Origin of the sequence: Bradyrhizobium sp. 134, from assembly GCF_023074155.1 — a bacterium.
GTDB lineage: Bacteria > Pseudomonadota > Alphaproteobacteria > Rhizobiales > Xanthobacteraceae > Bradyrhizobium.
On the sequence record NZ_JADPKX010000006.1, the window covers coordinates 321,794 to 336,843 of the forward strand.

Consider the following 15,050-nt stretch of genomic DNA (forward strand, 5'->3'; position numbering starts at 1 on the left):
GCTGCTCAGCCGCGCGAGCGCTTGCGTGCATTGGCATGGACACGATGCCGTGCAGGTTTCCTGAGGGTATCCGAGGGAGGCTCCGCCTCGCTCGCCCGGGCGCTGGCAAAGGATTGCCGCAGGCCGTCGATGGACTCGTTGAGTGTCGTGACCTGCTCGGACAAACGCTTGGTGTCGGCCTGCTGGAATGCGAGCAAGCGCTTCACACTCTGAAGCTGGTCCTGCACGACTTGAAGCTGGTCAATCGATTCCTGCTGGGTTGCTTCCAGCCCCTTGGTCTTCTCGACCAACTGCTCGGAGGCTTGGGCGGTGCGAGCCTGAAGCTGCCGCGATGCCACCGCCCGGTCGGTCTCGGGAGCTGAGCCGGTATAGGCGCGCCAGATCGCGATCGAGGTCACACCGGCGATCAGCAGGAGGAGGGCGGCGGCGGTCAGCGCGATGGGCTGGGCGCCGAGGCGAAGAAGCGGGTTGGACGGTGCGTCCTCTGCGAGATCGATCATCGCTGACAAAACCCAAATTGAAACTTGGTGAGTGGCGAAGACCGGCAACCCTGAGACCGCCGGGTGTCCCGAAAGCGTTACGTTTCGGCAAGGAATGGGACCAAAAAGAGGCTAAGAGCAAAAAAACCAACAATCATGAGGCCTTGAGGCCTCGGAACGCCCGTCAGGGCAGAGATCAGGGCTGAAACGGCGAAAACGGACCTGAATAGGTCTTCGAGCGCGGCGCCGCATAGGGCCCGAGCCGGGAGGTCTTCAGTCCGAGTCGCACCAGTGATTCCGCCAAGGTCACCGCGGCGGCGACGCCGTCGATCACGGGCAGGCCGTGCGTGGCGGCGAGTTCATTGGCGAGATCGGCCATGCCGGCGCAACCGAGCACGATGGCCTCTGCGCGGTCGTCGCGGATCGCGGCCGTGATTTCCGTGGAGATTTTTGCGAGCGCGTCGGTGTTGCGCTCCTCCAATGCGAGCACCGGCACCTCGGCGGCGCGGACGCGGGCGCAGCGCTCAGCCAGGCCGTATTTTCGCAAATTATGCTCGATCGGCACGACGGAGACACCGAGTGTCGTCACCACGGCGAAGCGCGCGGCGATCAGGCTCGCCATGTGGAAGCCGGCCTCGCCAATGCCGATCACGGGTGCCTTTGCCGCGGCGCGCGCGGCGTCGAGGCCGGTGTCGTCGAAGCATGCGATGATATGCGCGTCCGCGCCGTCGCGATCGGCCTCGCGGATGCAGCCGAGCATGCCGGGGACGGCGAAGGCCTCGTCGTAAAATCCCTCGATCGAGACCGGGCCCATCGTAGGCTGGCGCGCGTCGATCAATGTGTCGGGCAGGGCGATGCTGCGCGCCGCGGAGGCAATCTTCGCGGTCATCGACGCCGTGGTGTTGGGGTTGACGACGTGGAGTCGCATCAGATCAGACAAGCCCTTTGCCGGCGTCCGAGCCTTTGGCCGCCTGTCGCTTGTTGAGCATGTGGATGGTGCCAAGCGCAAGCGTGATCACCGTGAACGAGACCGCCGAGATCACGGTGCCGAGCGCATAGATGTCGGGGTTGGTCACGGTGGTGGTGAGGCCCTGGAGATCGAGAGGCAGCGTGTTCACCGCACCGATCGCCTGGCTGGAGCGTGCGAGCTCGTCCCAGGAGAGGGTGAAGCCGAACAGGCCGATACCGATCACCGAAGGCAGGATGATCGGCAGCACGACATGACGGAAGGCCTGCCACGGCGTCGCACCGAGATCGCGCGCGGCTTCCTCGAGCCTGGGATCGAAGCGGTTGAAGATCGCGAACATGATGAGCAGGCCGAACGGCAGCGTCCAGGTCAAATGTGCACCGAGGCCCGAGGTGAGCAGGCCCATCGAGGTCTCGAAATTCTCGTTCCAGTGCGCTTTGATCAAATCGTCGATGATGCGGAATTCGAGCGAGATGCCGAGCGAGGTGATGATCGAGGGCACGATCAGGCTCGCGATCGCCGAATAAAACAAAATGCTCTGCGCCTTGAACTTGCGGCGAAACGCCATGCCCGCCGCGACCGACAGCACGACGGTGACGATCATCACGATAATGCCGAGCAGCAGCGAACGGCGAAAGGCCGCGCCGAGATCGACGATGCCGGTGCCCTGGAACAGTTTTGCGATCCAGAAAGTCGACACACCGTTCATCGGGAAGGTGAGGCCACCCTGCGGCCCCTGGAACGACAGCACGTAGATCGCGATCATCGGGCCGTAGAGAAACAGCGTGTAGGCTGCGAAGAAGATCGCAAGCACGTAGAAAGAGCGCGGGCGTCCTTCCTTCATGCTCTAGAGCTCCTTCTTGATGTCGACGATGCGCGACATCATGGTGATGATCAGGAACGTGATGACGAGCAGGATCACGGCGTTCGCGGCGGCGGCCGGGAATTGCAGCGCGTTCACCCGGGTCTCGATGATCTTGCCGGCGGCCGCGATCTGCTGCCCGCCCATCACGCCGATGGTGATGAAATCGCCCATCACGATGGTGATGACGAAGATCGAGCCGATCACGATGCCGGGCTTGGCGAGCGGGATGATGACGTTGACGAGCGTCTGGAAGCCGGTGGCGCCGGCGTCATAGGCGGCCTCAATCAGCGATTTATCGATGCGCACCATCGAGTTGAAGATCGGCACCACCATGAAGAAGGTGAAGAGGTGAACCAGCGCCAGCACCACGGAGAACTCGGAGAACAGCAGCCATTCAACGGGATGGTTGATCAGCCCCGTCTTGACCAAGCCTGAGTTGACAAGGCCATTGCGCCCGAGCAGCGGAATCCAGGCGATCATGCGGATCACGTTGGAGGTCCAGAACGGGATCGTGCACAGCAGCGACAGTCCCATCTGCCAGGTTTTCGACTTGACGTGGAAGGCGAGGAAGTAGGCGACCCAGAAGCCGATGAAGAGGGTAATGACCCACACGAGGAAGCAGAGCTTCAGCGTCTTCAGATAAGTCTTGGCGATCGTGCAGAGATCGGGGAGCTGCGCGATGCAGCCCTCGAACGTGTCGGTGTAGCCGCGGCCCGAGAAAGCCGGCAGCAACTGATATTCGTTGTAGTCCCAGAACGAGACGATGACGACGAAGACGAGCGGGATCAGGAAGAAGGCGAGGAACACCAGCATCATCGGCCCGGCCTGAAGCCAGGAGATGAAGGAGGGCGACAGCCGCACCGCTTTGCTGCGGCGCGCCGTCTCCGATCCCCGGACCAGGTCCGGGGATGCCTGTTGCAAAATGTCCTCCGACGTGTCCATCAGATTACGCCGCGATGAACTCGTTCCACTTGCGGACCATGTAGTCGTTCTCGTCCATCACAGCGTTCCAGCAGGCGACGCCACCCATGCGGTCCTCGTAGGAGCCGCCGTCGCGCACGGCGCCGGCCTTTTCGAGCAGCAAGCCGTCGGGCGCCTTGATGTCCTTTTCGGCCGCCTTGCCTTCCATCCAATAGGCCCACTCGTAGGGCTCCATATGAGCCTTCGCGGTGGAGAGCACGGCGGAGTAGTAGCCTTGGCGGTTGAGATAGGCGCCAGCGTAGCCGGACAGGAACCAGTTGACGAACTCATAGGCCCATTCGAGCTTCGCACCCGAGACGCCCTTGGAAACGCAGAAGCCCGAGGCCCAGGAGCGATAGCCTTCCTTGAGCGGCTGGAAGGTGCAGGCAATCCCCATCGAGCGGACCTTCGTCACCGCCGGCGACCACATCGACTGGATGACGGTCTCGCCCGAGGCCATCAGGTTGACGCTCTCGTTGAAGTCTTTCCAGAAGGCGCGGAACTGACCGGCCTTCTTGGCCTCGGTCATCACCTTCATGGTGAGATCGATCTCTTCCTTGGTCATGTTGCCCTTGTCGGCATATTTGTACTTGCCGGTGGCTTCCACGACCATCGCGGCATCCATGATGCCGATCGAAGGGATGTTGAGGATCGAGGCCTTGCCCTTGAATTCGGGATTGAGCAGCTCGGCCCACGAGCTGATCGGACGCTTGATGATATCAGGACGGATGCCGAGCGTGTCGGCGTTGTAGACGGTCGGGATCAGGGTGACGAATTCGGTCGCGGACGTCGCGAACTTCTTGGAGTCCTTGCCTTCGAGATAGAGCACCTTCCAGGGTGCGGTACCCTGGCCGCCGATCTTCTTGCCGCCGGGCGTCTGGCCCTTGGTGAAGACGGGCGTGATGTTGTCGAATTCCTTGATCTTCCTGGCGTCGAGGGCAAGGATGTTGCCCGAGGGCACGATCTTCTTCAGTGCGAAATATTCGGTGTCCAGCACGTCGAAGGAATTCGGCTGGGTCATCACGCGCTTGGTGACGTCGTCGGTGGTCGCGGTGATGTATTCGATCTTGATGCCGGTGTCCTTCAGGCACTGCTTGGAGATCTCGTCGCCCTCGTTCACGGCGGTGCCGAGATAGCGCAGCACCTTCGGCTCGGCCGACATCACGTAGGGGAAGCCGGTGATGGCGCCGGAGCCGGCGGCAAGGCCGGCGAGACCCGCGGTGCTCTTCAGTAGCGTGCGGCGGCTAAGGCCCTTGTTCCTGGTCGTTTCGGTCATATAACTCACTCCTCTGTTGCGCATTCCGGTGATTGATGGGCGCTATTGCAGACGTTGCGCCTTGGCGGGATCCCAGGTGGCCAGCACGCGATCGCCCGGCCGGAACTGGTGGACGTCGAAGGCAGCCTCGGGAAGATGGGAGAACAGGGCGGTCCCGTCTTCGAGCGTGAGCGAGACGGCGATGTAGGAGCCCTGGTATTCAGTCTGGGTCAGCAGCGCCGGCGCGCCGACCGCGCCGTCGGCGATCGGCACGATGCCGAGCTGATCGGCGCGCACGGCGATGAGTTTGCCTGCGTCGCTGAGGACGTTGTGACCGCCGATGAAGCGCGCCACGAATTCGGTGCGGGGGTGATGGAAGATGTCACGGGCACTTCCCTGCTGTTCGATCCTGCCCTGGTTCATCACCACGATGTGGTCGGCGAGCGCCATCGCCTCTTCCTGGCCGTGCGTGACCTGAACGAAGCTGATGCCGAGCTCGCGCTGCAGCCGCTTCAGTTCGCCCCGCATCTTCACCCGCAGGAACGGATCGAGCGCAGAGAGCGGCTCGTCGAGCAACAGGATCTGCGGCTCGGTGATCAGCGCGCGGGCGAGCGCGACGCGCTGCTGCTGGCCGCCAGACAGCTGTGCGGGGAGGCGGGCCGCGTAGGGCGTCATCGCGACCAGCTCGAGCAACTCACCGGCGCGCTTGTGCCGCGTCGCCCGGTCGATGCCGCGCATTTTCAGGGCAAACGCCACGTTGTCGATCACGGTGAGGTGCGGAAACAGCGCGTAGGACTGGAACATCATCGCCGTGCCGCGCTTGGCGGGTTCGAGATCGGTGACGTTCTGCGGACCCAGGATGATGTCGCCTTCACTGACCGCCTCGTGACCCGCGATCATGCGCAAGGTCGAGGTTTTGCCGCAGCCGGAGGGGCCGAGCAGGCAGCAATAGGTGCCGGCCGGGATCTTCAAATTGACGGTGTCGACCGCCAGCGTCGTGTCGTAGCGCTTGGTGACGGCGACCAGTTCGAGGGCGGCAGGAGTGGCCATGGCGTGTCCGGGGCGAGGGCGATGCTGCGCCTCTCTCCGCAAGGTCCATGCCAATCGCCCTTGAATCGTTCTCGGCCGGCCGAATTCCAAAACAGTGCAGCGGAGTCAGATCGTTAGATCGAATCCCACGGGCGTGGGCGGCTCGCCGCTTTCGCAGTTGCGTGCACACAAAACAGGCGCAGATTGTATAAAGTTTCGCCTGTGATTGGATACAGCTGGTCGATTAGGATTCGACGCCATCTTCGACGATCGAGTCCTCACCCCCATGGCCGCCAAGTCCCGACCGAAATCCGACGCGCCAGATGCGAGCGATCGCGTCAGCCGCATCCGGGAAGGCGTGACGGCGGCGATCCTCGAGCATCGCCTGCTGCCCGGCACGAAACTCGGCGAGGACGAGATCGGCGAGATCTACGGCGCAAGCCGAACGTTGGTTCGCACCGCGCTTCAACAGCTCGCGCATGAGGGCATCGTCAACATCGAGAAGAACCGCGGCGCCTTCGTCGCGCGGCCGACGCCTGCGGACGCGCGCGAAGTGTTCGAGGCGCGCCGCCTGATCGAGCCGACGATCGTCGATCACGCCGTTGACGCGGTGTCGCCGGCCTGGATCGGGCGTCTCCAGCGGCATCTTGCCGAAGAACGCGAGGCGGAGCTGCGTGGCGATGCTCGTGCTTCGGTCCGCCTCTCCGGTGACTTCCATCGACTCGTCGCCGAGATGAGTGGCCACAGCATCTATCTCGGTTTTCTCAAGGAGCTGATTGCGCGCTCCTCGCTGATCATCCTGCTCTACCGCCGGCACGACACGCCGGCCTGCGGCACCGATCATCACGCCGGGATCGTCGCCGCGATCCGCAAATGCGACAGGGAGGCCGCGCGCGCGCAGATGTTGTCGCATCTGAACGAGATCGAGGCCGAGCTGTTCCTGAAGGATCCCGCCGCCGACGAGTTGCGGCTCGCGGACGTGCTCGGGCTCTGAGCTCAACGAGGCGCGTCCGCACCCGGGTGGGCACGGCGACGGCTATTGCGGCTCCAATCCGAGAGTCTTGATCGACTCGAGCCAGACCGGCCCTTCCTTTTCGTAGAGCGCAATCGAGGATGCGCGATCCATGGCCGGCGAATCGACGCCGAAGGCATCGAGCAGCTTCTGCACGCGCTCGGTCTTGCCGCCTTCGACCATCAGCTTGGCGAGCATGTCGATCCGGTCTTCCGGCATCGCAGCGGGCGCTACCAGCGCGGTAAAGCTGATGAGCTGGAAGACATTGCCGGTGACCCCTTGCTCGGCAAATGTCTTGGTCTCGGGCAGCTTCTTCATGCGCACCGGTGTCGGCACGGCAATCGGGCGGCCGATGCCGGTATCGAGCACCGGAAGCGCAGCCTGATAGCTGCCGACCGCCGCCTGGATCACGCCGGCTGCAAGATCCTGCCACATCGGCGCTTCGCCGCGGTAATGCACGATGGAAATGTCGAGACCGAATTGGCGGTTGAGCTCGGCGATCGCAATATGCGCGAACGAGCCGATCCCGTACGAGCCGGCCGTGACCTTGTTGCCACGTGCGTACGCGACGAACTCTTCGATCGTCTTTGCATTGGTGGCGGAATGGACCACCAGCGGTAGATGCCCCGAAGGCGTCACCGCGACGATCGTGAAATCCTTGTCCGGATCATAGGCCAGCGATTTCAGCAGCAGCCGGTTACCGAGCAGGGTGGACGAGATCGTGTACATCAGCGTGTAGCCGTCGGCCGGGGAATCCTTCACCGACTGTGCCGCCAGCGCGCCGCTGGCTCCGGTCTTGTTTTCGACAATGACCGGCTGGCCAAGCTTCTGCGAGATATAGTCGCCATACGCGCGGGCGAAGGCATCGGTGATGCCGCCTGCCGGCGTGGAGACGACGATCTTGATTGCCCGGGTCGGCCACGCTTCGGCCCAAGCCGTTTCAGAAGCGGCTATCGTCAGGCATGCAATCGCGGCAGCCCAAATTTTCGCGGATGTCCGCACTTCGGCCTCCCCCTTTTCCCAGTGTGTCATTGGGCAGCCGGCAGCCACCGCAACGAGGTGTCACACGGGCAATGAGGAGGGTCAAGAAATCAAAATATCGTTTCACTGTGTGAAATGATCATTGCCGACCTGCAGGAGAACCCGGCGCGGCAAGCTTGGCGCCGAGCGCCTCCGCAAGTGCGGAAGCGACTTTCTTCATCGAAGGTACGAAGCGCCGCACGCCGTCCTCCAGACCGACCGCCTCGCGAAGCATCATCACGTTCATGCTGCCGAACAGCCGATTCCGCAAAACGACGGGTACGCCAATCGCCCACACTGCGCCGCCGAACACGCGGCGGCTGTAGGTCTCGTCCATCACCGCGAAACCGGCTTTGCGGATCGTGCGCAGCGCCTTCGTGAGCTTGTCGGGATTGCGCGCCAGATCGTTCCAGGGCTCGGGACCGAGGGCAAGCCGCGCGGCAATGCGCTCCTGCTCGGCGGGCTCGCAGAAGGCGAGATAGGCGCGTCCCATCGAGGTGCCGAGGACGGGAAAGCGAAAACCCGGCGGGCGGCTGAACAGCAGCGAGCCATCCACGCGCGTCGTGTGGGCGATGACCATGGACTCCTGATCGAGCACCGCGATGTCTGACGGCCAGTGGATCTGCTTGCGGAATTTGTTGAGGATGGGTTCGGCGATGCCGCCAATCCAGGTCGGCTCGTCATAGCCTGCGCTGAGCAGCAGCGCGCGTCCCGTCGGCGCGTAGCTGGTGGGCTCGGTACGGCGCACCACATAGCCTTCGTGCTCCAGCGTCTCGAGCATGCGGACGATGGTCGCCTTGTTGAGCCCCGTTGCCTTGTGCAGCGAGCCGACGGTCGACTGCCGTTCCTGATTGATCACCCGCAGGACTTCGAGGCCCCTGGACAACGCGATGACGGGACGGAACGACGTCATGGCAGCTCCTTGTGATTGCCTGTGCCGCTAGCCGATGAAGCAACGGCCGGGGGGACAGGGCAGCGCGCTCGATGCCATCGTCACCGATTGCGGGAAGGCCATGATGAGTCAAGTCCGCTGACGCGTTCATTTCGGTTTCGAGTAGAGCGGAATTCGCAGTCAATTCGATCGCTTGCTCCGCCCGGCGGCAATTTAGTTCCTGTGGTCAAGCTGGATTGTGCGCTCGCAACGCGTGTGGACGGTCGGGCGCTGCGACGTCACGTGACTAGTCCTGGCGAGGCGCACCGGCTATAGGATGACGCTCTGTCATCGAACTGTCATGTACCTGTAAATGCTGAAGTCAGATGCAACGCCGGTTCGCAAGCATCCGAGCGCGCGGGATGGGAATCCTGTTGCGAAGGACAACAAGAGAACGCAAGTTGTCGCCGGCTTCTTCAGGCAGCGTGAACCCGCCGAAGTAGTCGCTGAACCCGTGATCGATCAGACGCCTTCGCAAGACGTGGAACTGGCAACGGAACCACTCCGGTCGAGCGCTGCCGCGCATGGGGCCGGTGAGATCGAGCTCAAGCTTCTCGTCGATGCCGATCGCATGGCGCATTTCAACGCTGCGCCCGTCATCGCGGCGAACGCGCGCAACAAGGGCACGCGCAAACATCTCAAGTCCGTCTATTACGACACGCCGGAGCGGACGTTGCGTCGCAACGGCTTGAGCTTGCGCGTTCGTCAGAGCGGCGCGCGCTTCGTCCAAACCGTGAAGACTGATGCGGCGGACGATCCGCTCCGCCGTAGTGAGTGGGAGGCGAGCGTACCATCGCTTGCGCCCGATCTGGCTCTCGCGATGCCCTTCATTCCGGAGAAGCTTCGTGGCCAAGTGGAAGCGCAGCCGCTCGAAGCGGTCGTCACCGCCGATGTCCGTCGTCATGCGCGGATGATCGATCTGCCGTCGGGCACGGTCGAGATCGCCTTCGACCGGGGCGAGTTGACGGCCGGCAATCGTTCACTGCCCGTGAGCGAGATCGAGCTGGAGCTCAAGAGCGGCAGCGCGAGCGCGATCTACGAGATCGCGCTGCGGCTCGCGGAGCACGGCGACGTAATGCCGTCGATCCGCTCCAAATCGGCGCGCGGGTTCGATCTTGCCGCCGACAAGCCGCCCTCGGCGCGGCGTCCGCGAAAACTTCGTCTCGATCCGCCGGTGACATTGGACGAGGCGTTCGCGACAATCCTGCGCTCCTGCTTCCTCCATTTGCTTCAGTCGCTGCCGGCGGCCGAGGACGGCCGTAATCCGGAAGGCGTCCATCAGCTGCGCGTCTCGCTGCGCCGGCTTCGATCTGCGCTGGGTCTGATGCGGTCGGTCGGCGCGCTCAGCAATCTCGATGCGCTGCGGTCGGAAGCCAGATGGCTGGCGCAAGACCTCTCCGCCGCGCGCGACTGGGACGTGTTCCGGCTCGAGACCTTGCCGACGACCGCAAAGGCCTGTCCGTCGGTCGCGGGCTTCGATGCGCTGGGCCGGGCTGCGGCCGGGCGTCAGTCCGACGCCTATCGCAAGGCGCATGGCGCGCTCGAAGATCGCCGCTGCGCCGTGTTCCTGCTCGGACTCGGCAGCTGGATCGAGACGCGGGGCTGGCGCAACGACGTCGCCGCGCAGGATCTCGGCCAGTTTGCCGAGCCCGCCGTCAACTTCGCGCAGCGCATTCTGTCGGAGCAATATGCGAAGGTGCTCAGGCGCGGCCGCCGCTTCAAGTCGCTTTCCGCCGAAGGTCTGCACCGCCTGCGGCTCGCGACCAAGCGGCTGCGCTATCTCAGCGAGTTTCTGCTGCCGCTGTTCGCAGATCGCAAATCCGCGCGAAAATTCTCGCGCAGGCTGGCCGGCCTGCAGGAGCAGCTTGGCGCCTTCAACGATATGGCGGTCACGGCATCATTGCTCGACGGGCTTGATGCCGAGCCCGACTGCGCCATCGCCGCGGCGGCGATCGCCGGCTGGCAGGCGCGCGCGTCGGTCGGGGTGCAGCCCGCCCTGCAAAGCACATGGCGCGATTTCACCGCCGCGCGCGTGCCCTGGTCGCGGCAGACGCCGCAGGACTAAGCGAAGTACGCCCCCAAAAAGTTGCGCCCAGCCATTGGGGGATGGCTGGGCGCGCGCGAACCGGTCTGGGACGGGGAGGGGTGGGGATGTGACCGGGTCGCGTATCTCTTTCGTTTGTCTCTACTGATCTCTCGCGCTGGCGGTGGAGACCGCCGGCTTGGTGTCGCCGAGCGAGACCCAGACGTTTGGATCGCTCTGCGACTGGCGCTTGACGAAGCGGTAGCCGGTCTCCGTCCAGGCAACGACGTTCTCGTTCTGATTGTCGAGAACGAACTCGCCCTTGTCGGTTTTCACCGTCAGCACCGCATGTCCTTCGCCCTTCTTGTCGCGCACGACGGTGATGAGCAGGGCCTCGCGGGGCCATCCGGCATCGATCAGCATCTTGCGCTTCAACAGCACGTAGTCTTCACAGTCGCCGTAACCGTCCGACGGCAGCGACCATTTTTCGATCACGCCCCAGTGCTCCTGGTCGGTCAAAGGCTTGACGGTCTCGTTGACCCAGCGATTGACCTTGACGAGGTCGCGCCATGCAGCCTGCGACATCACGATGTCGCGCGGTTGCGTCGGTGCGCCCTGGCACTGGGCGGCATTATCCGCACAGAACTCGACCCAGCCGATCGGCGCACGCGTGGTGTCGCCGAGGCTTGCGTAGAGCAGACGGCCTTCGCCGGCCTGCGCTGCCGCGCTCATTCCGAAGAGCATGGCGGCCAGCGCCATTCCCTTCCCCTGTCCCCTGAAATCAAACATTGCGGCCCCCGTTTCTTGTTGGGACCACATTGCGCAGGCAGCTTTTGAGTTGCCGCTAAGTCAGTCAAGTCAAGTCGAGACGAATGCAAGTAAAACACGCGGCGAATTCGATCTATACTTGAGTCAAACTTGAATAAAATTCGATATGACTGCAATTGATTCAAATTTTATCGATTAACGCGGAAACGCTGGCGGAACCGTTGTTTGCACGCATCGGCGGCGCCCGCGTTAACTCGCGCGAGGCAGGTCACGACCCATGAAAAAGGCGGCGTCCGCGTCGCGGAGGCCGCCTTCAGTACTGGAAATGCAGTGGTTTTGGTGCCTTGGCGCTTTACCGCGCGGTAACGCTCTCTTCGAGAGTTTCTATCGGCTGCGAATGCATGAACTCGAGCGCGAAGCCGTCTTCGAGATTTCGGACCACGCGGCCCTGCACCCGGCCGAGCAGAACCGTCGATTTCAGCGGGGGACGGTTCTCGGCGGCGATGGCGGCGCCCGAGAGCGAGAGGTCGATGATGCGGCAGGTCATCTTGGTGCCATCCTCGAGCGTCAGCACCGCGATCGGATTGCGCGGTACGATACGATCGTGGCGGCGGTCTTCCGGCAAATTGAGGATGTCGCGGTTGGCGAGCCAGGTCAGCTGTGCCGCGAGCTTGTCGCGCTTTCGCGGTGTCGCACCGACCGTCATGGCGAAGCCATTGTCGATGATGCGGGTGATCTTGCCCTCGACGCGGCCGATATGGTCGAGATAGGCGACCACGCGGTCGCCGACATTGCCGATGCCGGGGGCCAGCAGTGCCAGCCCGCCCGGCGACATGTTGATCACCTGGCAAGGGAATTCACGGCGGTCCGGCAGCATGTAGCGGCCGAGCAGGTGAACCTTCACCCGCTGGAAACGCCGACGTTCCTCGGCGGCCGGAAGAAATTTTTTGTGCGCCAACGCCATTTTCACAACCCGACCCCCCGCCTGGCGGAGTCCGGGACGACCCTAAGGTGCACAGGGTTAATGCCGCGTTAGGATCGGGCGTGGCGATGACGAACAGACACAATGCGTTCGAAAAGCCACATCAGGGGCGGGCAGGCCAGCACCGTCAGCGCGCCGAGGTCGAGCGCGACCGCGGCCGTGCCGGCCGATTTGGCGAGCCGGCCGGCAATGGCCGGTCCCAGCATCATCGCGGCATAGAATAGAGTGTAGAACACGCCCATCCCGATCGCCCTGGTTTCAAGGGCAAGCACGCGGGCGGTGAGGCTCATGATCGGGCCGGCCGGAAGGCCCCCGAACAGGCCGATCAGGACGAGGATCGTGATCACGGCGTCGGACCGGCTCAGCCAGGCCAGCAGGGCGGCGACCACCAGGCTGGCCGCGATCGCCAGCACGAACGGCCGCTTGAAGCGATCGGCGAGATAGCCGCCTGCCGGCACTGAGATCACCGACAGCCACATCACGAGGCTGATCGCCGATCCCGCCGCGGCAATGCTCCAGCCGCGCTCGGCGAGCAGCGAGGGGCCGAACGAGAAGATCATGGCGAAGCCGACATTATAGAGGCCCCAGATCGCACCCGCGACGATCACCGCCAGAAGCGCGAGCGGATCAAGCCGCCCGGAGCCGGTCGCGCTGGCGGTTGCTCCCGGCGGCGATTGGTAGAACGTGATCAGCACAATGCCGATCGCGGTCAGCGCGCCGGCTACGAGAAACACGGCGCCTGCGCCGTAGGCCGTGCCGATCGCTGGCAGCACCAGCAGCGAGATCGCAACGCCCGCCGGCCAGGAGTTGACGAAGATGGCCATCGCGGTGGCGATCTCCTTGCCCGCAAACCAGTCGGTGCCCATCTTGGTGAGCTGCACGGTCAGCAACACGCCACCGGCGCCCGAGGCGAGCCGGCCCGCCATCTGCCAGCCCCAGACGTCGGTGGTGGCCATGACGAGACTGCCCGCCGTCATCAGCAGCAGCGCCACGATCGTGGTGGGCTTGTCGCCGAGGGTGCGGCCAATCGCGCCGCCCGGCAGCGCCAGCACGATGCCCGGTGTGAAATAGAGTCCGATCAGGATGCCGATATCGGCGAGTCCGACGCCGAAGCTCTGCTGCAGCAGCGGCGCGACCGCGGCCACGCTCTGGAACTGGAATGCGATGGTGAGGCGAACGACGAACAGGATCGCAAGTATGCCCCAGCGATTGCGCAACGCCTCATCTCCCCAAACCCTACATCGAGCGTGCGGTGGGGAGACGCCGGAGTCAACCGGCCGTCTTCCTCGCCGCGCGCCCATAGAGGAGACATAGCAGCGCAAGCAGCACCGCGGCCGAGAGCCCGAGCGACCAGTGAATGCCGATCGCCGCGCCGAACAGTCCGACCGTGATGCCGCTGAAGGCCCGCATGCCGAGCCCGGCCATATTGTAGAGGCCGACGACGCGGCCGCGAATGTCGGACGGCGCGTTCAACTGCACCAGCGCCTGCGCCATGGTGTTGAACGACAGCTCGAAGAAGCCCGCAAAGAACAACAGCACGATCGCGACCGGATAGATCCGCACCGAGGCGAAGCCGAGCAGCGCCACGCTCCACAGCATCGCGAGCATGATCGCGGTGCGCGGCGTACCCTTGAGCCGCCCCCAGGATTCCAGCGCAATGCCGGCGAGCAGTGCGCCGGCAGCATCGGCCGCGAGCAGCACGCTGTAGGAGATTCCGGGATCGCCATGGCCGAGATCGCCGGCAAAGCCCGGCATCTGGGCGTGATAGGCGTTGCCGATCATGAAGGAGGTGAGGCCGGCAAGCCAAGTCATCGCCGTCAGCACCGGCTGGGTGCCGATGGCGCGGATGGTCAGCATGATGTCGGCAAGGCCGCGCACGGCGAAGCGCCGCACGGCCACGCTGTTGTCGCGCACCGGCGCCCAGAACAGCCATAGCAGCATCGGCAGATAGAACAGCGTGTTGAAGATGATGCCATGCGAGGTGCCGAGCGTGAGCATGATGATTCCGCCGACGGCGGGCCCGACCAGAATGCCGAGATAGCGCGCCATCGCGTTCAGCCGCACCGCGCTCGGAAGATCGGCGGGGCCGACGAGATCATAGAGCAGCAATTGGTTCGGCGTCTGCCAGAGCACACCGGCGCAGCCGTGGATCACCAGCAGCAGCATCGCGTGCCACATCTCGATGGTGTCGGTGATGAAGAAGAAACCCCATCCAGCCGAGGCAGCAATAAATAGCAGCATGCCGCACTGAATGATGCGGCGCGGATCGACCCGGTCGGCGAGCCCGCCAACCGCGACCGAGAACAGCAGGAACGGCAGCCAATGCGACAGCACTGCAAAGCCCCCCAGCGTCGGCGAATGGAATTTCTGGAATACCACCCAGTAGCTGATCACATGCTCGATATTGTCCGCCATCATCGCCAGCACGTAAGCGATGAACTGGAGGCGGTAGGGCACCGACTTCATCGCCGCGAACGAGCCGGACGCGACCACGGGATTTTGGGGGAGGGGGTTCAAGGGGGCACCTGGGTGGGACGTGAGCCGTCCCTACACGGTCGCCGATGAGCGCTCAAGACACTTGGGAGTGCTTGGGCACCAGCCATGCACGGCTGCCACAAGCTCAACCGTCATCCTTCGAGGCGCGCAAGAGCGCGCACCTCAGGATGACGGCGGTGGTTGCGGCGGCGCCGTAGCCCGGATGAGCGAAGCGACATCCGGGGCCGCTGCTTCCCGCATATCGCTTCGCTCATGCGGGCTAC

The 15,050-nt window shown here is 63.9% G+C and carries 14 protein-coding genes; 2 read left to right on the plus strand and 12 right to left on the minus strand.

The window, feature by feature from the left end; all coding sequences use genetic code 11:
* Nucleotides 1-5 precede the first annotated feature (5 nt).
* The 6 genes from IVA75_RS02355 to IVA75_RS02380 form a co-directional block, all read right to left on the minus strand.
* A complete protein-coding gene (locus tag IVA75_RS02355) occupies nucleotides 6-500 on the minus strand; it encodes a hypothetical protein (RefSeq protein WP_247287156.1) in 495 nt (164 codons plus the stop codon).
* A gap of 175 nt (nucleotides 501-675) precedes the next feature.
* Entirely contained in the window at nucleotides 676-1,407 is a 732-nt protein-coding gene (locus tag IVA75_RS02360) for an aspartate/glutamate racemase family protein (RefSeq protein WP_247287442.1), read from the minus strand.
* A gap of 4 nt (nucleotides 1,408-1,411) precedes the next feature.
* Nucleotides 1,412-2,290 (minus strand): ABC transporter permease, encoded by an 879-nt coding sequence (locus tag IVA75_RS02365; protein ID WP_247287154.1) that lies wholly within the window; start codon nucleotides 2,288-2,290, stop codon nucleotides 1,412-1,414.
* A 3-nt stretch (nucleotides 2,291-2,293) separates the two neighbouring features.
* Nucleotides 2,294-3,253: an ABC transporter permease gene (locus IVA75_RS02370; RefSeq protein ID WP_247287152.1), complete on the minus strand. Its 960-nt coding sequence runs from the start codon at nucleotides 3,251-3,253 to the stop codon at nucleotides 2,294-2,296.
* A gap of 4 nt (nucleotides 3,254-3,257) precedes the next feature.
* Nucleotides 3,258-4,547 carry a PotD/PotF family extracellular solute-binding protein gene (locus tag IVA75_RS02375; RefSeq protein ID WP_247287150.1) on the minus strand — a complete coding sequence of 430 codons (1,290 nt, stop codon included), beginning with the start codon at nucleotides 4,545-4,547 and terminating at the stop codon, nucleotides 3,258-3,260.
* Between the two features lie 42 nt (nucleotides 4,548-4,589).
* Nucleotides 4,590-5,576, minus strand: coding sequence for an ABC transporter ATP-binding protein (locus tag IVA75_RS02380; protein ID WP_027567792.1), 987 nt, complete (start codon nucleotides 5,574-5,576; stop codon nucleotides 4,590-4,592).
* A gap of 265 nt (nucleotides 5,577-5,841) precedes the next feature.
* Between IVA75_RS02380 and IVA75_RS02385 the strand changes: the two genes are divergently transcribed.
* Nucleotides 5,842-6,549, plus strand: coding sequence for a GntR family transcriptional regulator (locus tag IVA75_RS02385; RefSeq protein WP_247287148.1), 708 nt, complete (start codon nucleotides 5,842-5,844; stop codon nucleotides 6,547-6,549).
* Nucleotides 6,550-6,591: 42 nt separating this feature from the next.
* Here IVA75_RS02385 and IVA75_RS02390 read toward each other — a convergent pair whose 3' ends face one another.
* Entirely contained in the window at nucleotides 6,592-7,569 is a 978-nt protein-coding gene (locus tag IVA75_RS02390; protein ID WP_247287146.1) for a tripartite tricarboxylate transporter substrate binding protein, read from the minus strand.
* 118 nt (nucleotides 7,570-7,687) lie between these two features.
* Nucleotides 7,688-8,500 (minus strand): helix-turn-helix domain-containing protein, encoded by an 813-nt coding sequence (locus IVA75_RS02395; RefSeq protein ID WP_247287145.1) that lies wholly within the window; start codon nucleotides 8,498-8,500, stop codon nucleotides 7,688-7,690.
* A 331-nt stretch (nucleotides 8,501-8,831) separates the two neighbouring features.
* On the opposite strand from IVA75_RS02395, the gene IVA75_RS02400 reads away from it, so the two are divergent.
* On the plus strand, nucleotides 8,832-10,583 hold the full coding sequence (locus IVA75_RS02400; protein ID WP_247287144.1) for a CYTH and CHAD domain-containing protein: 1,752 nt from the start codon (nucleotides 8,832-8,834) through the stop codon (nucleotides 10,581-10,583).
* Nucleotides 10,584-10,703: 120 nt separating this feature from the next.
* Here IVA75_RS02400 and IVA75_RS02405 read toward each other — a convergent pair whose 3' ends face one another.
* The 4 genes from IVA75_RS02405 to IVA75_RS02420 all read right to left on the minus strand — a co-directional run bounded on the left by IVA75_RS02405 (nucleotide 10,704) and on the right by IVA75_RS02420 (nucleotide 14,808).
* Complete coding sequence (locus IVA75_RS02405) at nucleotides 10,704-11,330, minus strand: transglutaminase-like cysteine peptidase (RefSeq protein ID WP_247287143.1); 627 nt, start codon at nucleotides 11,328-11,330, stop codon at nucleotides 10,704-10,706.
* A gap of 331 nt (nucleotides 11,331-11,661) precedes the next feature.
* The gene (locus tag IVA75_RS02410; protein ID WP_007602573.1) at nucleotides 11,662-12,273 is read right to left on the minus strand and encodes a PilZ domain-containing protein; all 612 of its coding nucleotides are present in this window, start codon (nucleotides 12,271-12,273) and stop codon (nucleotides 11,662-11,664) included.
* 68 nt (nucleotides 12,274-12,341) lie between these two features.
* Complete coding sequence (locus tag IVA75_RS02415; RefSeq protein ID WP_247287142.1) at nucleotides 12,342-13,508, minus strand: MFS transporter; 1,167 nt, start codon at nucleotides 13,506-13,508, stop codon at nucleotides 12,342-12,344.
* Nucleotides 13,509-13,560: 52 nt separating this feature from the next.
* On the minus strand, nucleotides 13,561-14,808 hold the full coding sequence (locus IVA75_RS02420; protein WP_256465166.1) for an MFS transporter: 1,248 nt from the start codon (nucleotides 14,806-14,808) through the stop codon (nucleotides 13,561-13,563).
* Between the last annotated feature and the right edge of the window lie 242 nt (nucleotides 14,809-15,050).

What these genes read in the sequence shown, in the direction of transcription:
- IVA75_RS02410 (WP_007602573.1), bottom strand. Translation starts at nt 12,273, where the DNA reads ATGGCGTTGGCGCACAAAAAATTTCTTCCGGCCGCCGAGGAACGTCGG.
- IVA75_RS02405 (WP_247287143.1), bottom strand. Translation starts at nt 11,330, where the DNA reads ATGTTTGATTTCAGGGGACAGGGGAAGGGAATGGCGCTGGCCGCCATG.
- IVA75_RS02385 (WP_247287148.1), top strand. Translation starts at nt 5,842, where the DNA reads ATGGCCGCCAAGTCCCGACCGAAATCCGACGCGCCAGATGCGAGCGAT.
- IVA75_RS02370 (WP_247287152.1), bottom strand. Translation starts at nt 3,253, where the DNA reads ATGGACACGTCGGAGGACATTTTGCAACAGGCATCCCCGGACCTGGTC.
- IVA75_RS02380 (WP_027567792.1), bottom strand. Translation starts at nt 5,576, where the DNA reads ATGGCCACTCCTGCCGCCCTCGAACTGGTCGCCGTCACCAAGCGCTAC.
- IVA75_RS02400 (WP_247287144.1), top strand. Translation starts at nt 8,832, where the DNA reads ATGCTGAAGTCAGATGCAACGCCGGTTCGCAAGCATCCGAGCGCGCGG.
- IVA75_RS02355 (WP_247287156.1), bottom strand. Translation starts at nt 500, where the DNA reads ATGATCGATCTCGCAGAGGACGCACCGTCCAACCCGCTTCTTCGCCTC.
- IVA75_RS02375 (WP_247287150.1), bottom strand. Translation starts at nt 4,547, where the DNA reads ATGACCGAAACGACCAGGAACAAGGGCCTTAGCCGCCGCACGCTACTG.
- IVA75_RS02365 (WP_247287154.1), bottom strand. Translation starts at nt 2,290, where the DNA reads ATGAAGGAAGGACGCCCGCGCTCTTTCTACGTGCTTGCGATCTTCTTC.
- IVA75_RS02395 (WP_247287145.1), bottom strand. Translation starts at nt 8,500, where the DNA reads ATGACGTCGTTCCGTCCCGTCATCGCGTTGTCCAGGGGCCTCGAAGTC.
- IVA75_RS02360 (WP_247287442.1), bottom strand. Translation starts at nt 1,407, where the DNA reads ATGCGACTCCACGTCGTCAACCCCAACACCACGGCGTCGATGACCGCG.